The sequence below is a fragment of the Rhodococcus sp. CX genome, assembly GCF_015865005.1.
Lineage (GTDB): Bacteria > Actinomycetota > Actinomycetes > Mycobacteriales > Mycobacteriaceae > Rhodococcus.
Genome location: NZ_JADZGH010000182.1, coordinates 43,679 through 46,577 on the forward strand (window position 1 = coordinate 43,679; position 2,899 = coordinate 46,577).

6 protein-coding genes are annotated in these 2,899 nt (G+C 65.1%); 5 read left to right on the forward strand and 1 reads right to left on the reverse strand.

Annotation, left to right across the window (positions count from 1 at the left end; all coding sequences use genetic code 11):
* The 4 genes from I0Q12_RS19470 to I0Q12_RS19485 form a co-directional block, all read left to right on the forward strand.
* Positions 1–263, forward strand: a 263-nt coding sequence (locus I0Q12_RS19470; protein ID WP_197253689.1) for a hypothetical protein, incomplete at its 5' end; no start/stop codon positions are given.
* A 3-nt stretch (positions 264–266) separates the two neighbouring features.
* On the forward strand, positions 267–680 hold the full coding sequence (locus I0Q12_RS19475) for a hypothetical protein (protein WP_197253691.1): 414 nt from the start codon (positions 267–269) through the stop codon (positions 678–680).
* The gene (locus I0Q12_RS19480; RefSeq protein ID WP_197253693.1) at positions 677–1,690 is read left to right on the forward strand and encodes a hypothetical protein; all 1,014 of its coding nucleotides are present in this window, start codon (positions 677–679) and stop codon (positions 1,688–1,690) included. Before I0Q12_RS19475 ends, I0Q12_RS19480 begins: the two co-directional genes overlap by 4 nt.
* A 12-nt stretch (positions 1,691–1,702) precedes the next feature.
* Positions 1,703–1,993 (forward strand): hypothetical protein, encoded by a 291-nt coding sequence (locus I0Q12_RS19485; protein ID WP_197253694.1) that lies wholly within the window; start codon positions 1,703–1,705, stop codon positions 1,991–1,993.
* A 56-nt stretch (positions 1,994–2,049) separates the two neighbouring features.
* On the opposite strand, the gene I0Q12_RS19490 is transcribed toward I0Q12_RS19485, so the two are convergent.
* Positions 2,050–2,445, reverse strand: coding sequence for a hypothetical protein (locus I0Q12_RS19490; RefSeq protein ID WP_197253696.1), 396 nt, complete (start codon positions 2,443–2,445; stop codon positions 2,050–2,052).
* 119 nt (positions 2,446–2,564) lie between these two features.
* On the opposite strand from I0Q12_RS19490, the gene I0Q12_RS19495 reads away from it, so the two are divergent.
* A partial coding sequence (locus I0Q12_RS19495) for a hypothetical protein (protein WP_197253699.1) occupies positions 2,565–2,899 on the forward strand: 335 nt, incomplete at its 3' end.

The following is a 2,899-nucleotide window of genomic DNA, read 5'->3' on the forward strand; positions in this document are numbered from 1 at the left end:
TGATCCTGGTCACCCTCGGAGTGATCGACGAGGGGATGAGCGCGAGCATCGCCAACGCGATCGCGAGCATCCTTGTCATCGCGACCGGCGGTGTCGCAGTATCGAATCTCTCGCCGAAACCGGCCACGATCACCGCGGACGGTATCGCCGTGATCACCGACGCACTCGCCGCATACGCGGCGACGACGCAGCCCGTCGAATCCGTGCAGCAGGCGGCGACCGAGATCCGGGAACAGTACATCGATCCCTTCATCCGGCGGTGACACGTGGATGAACTCGGCATTCCCGAAGAGTCCACCACCCACCCTGCTGTCGTCGCCGCCGGCGCGTGTGCCTTGATCGTGCTCATCCTCGTGTTCGCTGGCCGTAGGGTCGCCGCGACTCTCGCGCCGGCCTGGGAATGGTGGCAGAGCCGGACCGAACGACGATTCCAGCGCCAGGTCCGCATCGAGGCCGCTGCGAGGATCCTCAACGACGAACGTGTGGCGATGCTGCTCGAACGGGTCGATGGACTGTCGGCTGAGATCAAAGCCCAGCGAGAGGAACTGCTCGCGCAGCGTGACGAGGAACGGGCGCGCGCCGACCACCTCGAACAGGAGCTCGTCATCGTGCGGAGTCGACTCGATGACGCGCTGAACGAGATTCGTGGCCTGAAACGAGCCTCGGAGGAGGTGCAATGACCTCACCTGATGGATTCATCCCCGGTAGCACGAACACCGGATGGGGTGATGTTTCGGAGATGGCCGACGCTTTCGTCAACGACCAGGGCGGCCTGCTCGGGATGGTCGCCAACCTGGCGATCCAGCGGATCAACGACTTCGCCCACGACATGCTCGACGCGATGGACGGCGCGACCGGCGGCGTGTTCAATCTCGATGATCTCGCCGATCGTCTGTACGGCACGGAACGTGGCCTGCAGACGAACGTGCCGCGGCTCGACAACAGGATTGACCAGATCGTCCTGGAGAACATGCAGGCGCAGCTTGCCACCTACAGCTCGACGGACTGGTGGTACAAGCCCACAGACGCGAAGTTCATCAGGGTTGTAGTGATCGGTGGGGCGTCCGGTGGAGGTCGCGGCAACAACGGCGGAAACGGCGGATACGGGCGCGGCGGACTGGGTGGCTATTCGGGCGGCTGGGCGGTGTGGGAGTTCGACGCGGCAGACGTACCAGCGTCGGTGCTGTGCACGGTCGGCCCGGGCGGCGCCGGCGCCACGACGGACGGCGGGCATGGTGCAGACGGTGGCCTGTCCAGCTTCGGTGACCTGATCGCCGCTACCGGTGGATCGTCTATCAATCAGACGTACGGCGCGGCCGTCGACCCGCTGCACGACTTCACATTCCACATTCGCGGAGGCAACGGTGCATCCCTCGCGATCGCCGGTGGTAACGGCGTGCCCACGCCGGGTGGGGACGGTCCGTTCGCGCCCGGTGCTCCGATCGCGAACATTCTGGCGACCGGTGACCACGGCCTGCCCGGCGTGTCGGCCCTCGTCGGGCAGCTCGGCCTAGGGTCCGCAGGTTCGGGCGGTAATGGAAAGAACGGGGCGGGCAACGGAGGCAATGGGGGCCCCGGTGGTTGGCCCGGCGCCCCGGGTGGCGGTGGCGGCCACTACGAAATCGGCTTCGCGGGCAACGGCGGCAACGGTGCCGGCGGCGCCATCTTCGTCACCACCCGTTTCTACTGACAGGAGAATCCCATGGGCACAGCAACACTTGTCGACGGGGACCTTGGTGGGCATCCGGGCCCGGCGCGTCTGTACCGCATCGACCCACCGATGGCGGGCGCCGACCACATCGTGATCTACACCCGCCCACCCGCCTACGGGCAGCAGGGCCAGGTGGTGGTGGTCCTCGCCGACGACACCGGCGCGGTCCTCGGTCGTGACGTGCGTCCGCAGGCGGGCACACACGTGTCGCCGAATCCGTCGCATACGCTGGCGCTGCAACTCGCCGGATACGAGATTGCCAAGGAGGACGAAGGTGCCTGACTTCACGAAGAATCGATGGACCTTGAATTTCGGAGCGGTCAGGCAAGTTCAGATCACTACTGGTTCTGGCGAAGCCAGTCTTCGTCCACTGTCACGTCGAGACCGAATGCGGCGGGCATCTCTTGCCTTCCGTCGATTCTGCACCGAAATCCGTAACGTCCTGATCCCGCGTTGAGTGGGAACTGGAAGTTCGGAATCACCCCAAACGCCGCGCGGTCGGTCACGACCATATCGCCTTCTGCTATCACTCGATCCGCTCCATCCGGCGATGTCATCTCGATGACAAGCTTGAAGGTAGTACCGGAGTCGTCGGGTCCGGAATCCAGCAGAAGAACCAAGGTGGGCACTCGCGTGTTCGGGATGTCGGCGGATCGCCAAGCTCCGCCCTCGACGTACAGCTTGTTTTCTCGGCTCTCGGCATGGTCGGCCAGGAACGCACCCGTCACTATCATCGAAGCATCGACTCCTCAGCAGTCGGTCACACCCCCGGAGAGTGCCTGCTCTCGCGGGGGTTTCATCTTGCAGGAGGCTACATGCCCGCACCGTCGCTACCCCGAATTCAGGGGGTGTCGTGAGCGGATATACCCCGATCGTCGAGCCGCTGATCCTGACCCGCGGCGCCGATTACGTGCACCGCTACAACCGGCACCCGAACGACCCGCCGTTCCCCGACGACACCACCGCCGAGATCGTCATCACCGACGGCACCGAGGTCGGCGCCCCCGTGATCGCGACGTGGCCCGCGCTCGAGGTCACCGCGGACTACATCGAGTTCTGGGTGCAGTCCGAGGATGCCGACTTGATCGACGAGGGCCTGACCTACCAGCTGTACCCGCACTATCCGGCCGAACCACCGGCCACCGACACCCTCGACTTCTGTTGGTACGAGGGCCAGATCGAACGCAC

Bases quoted from the DNA above. Each gene is read 5' to 3' on its own strand.
- I0Q12_RS19480 (WP_197253693.1), top strand. From the start codon at position 677: ATGACCTCACCTGATGGATTCATCCCCGGTAGCACGAACACCGGATGG.
- I0Q12_RS19485 (WP_197253694.1), top strand. From the start codon at position 1,703: ATGGGCACAGCAACACTTGTCGACGGGGACCTTGGTGGGCATCCGGGC.
- I0Q12_RS19490 (WP_197253696.1), bottom strand. From the start codon at position 2,445: ATGATAGTGACGGGTGCGTTCCTGGCCGACCATGCCGAGAGCCGAGAA.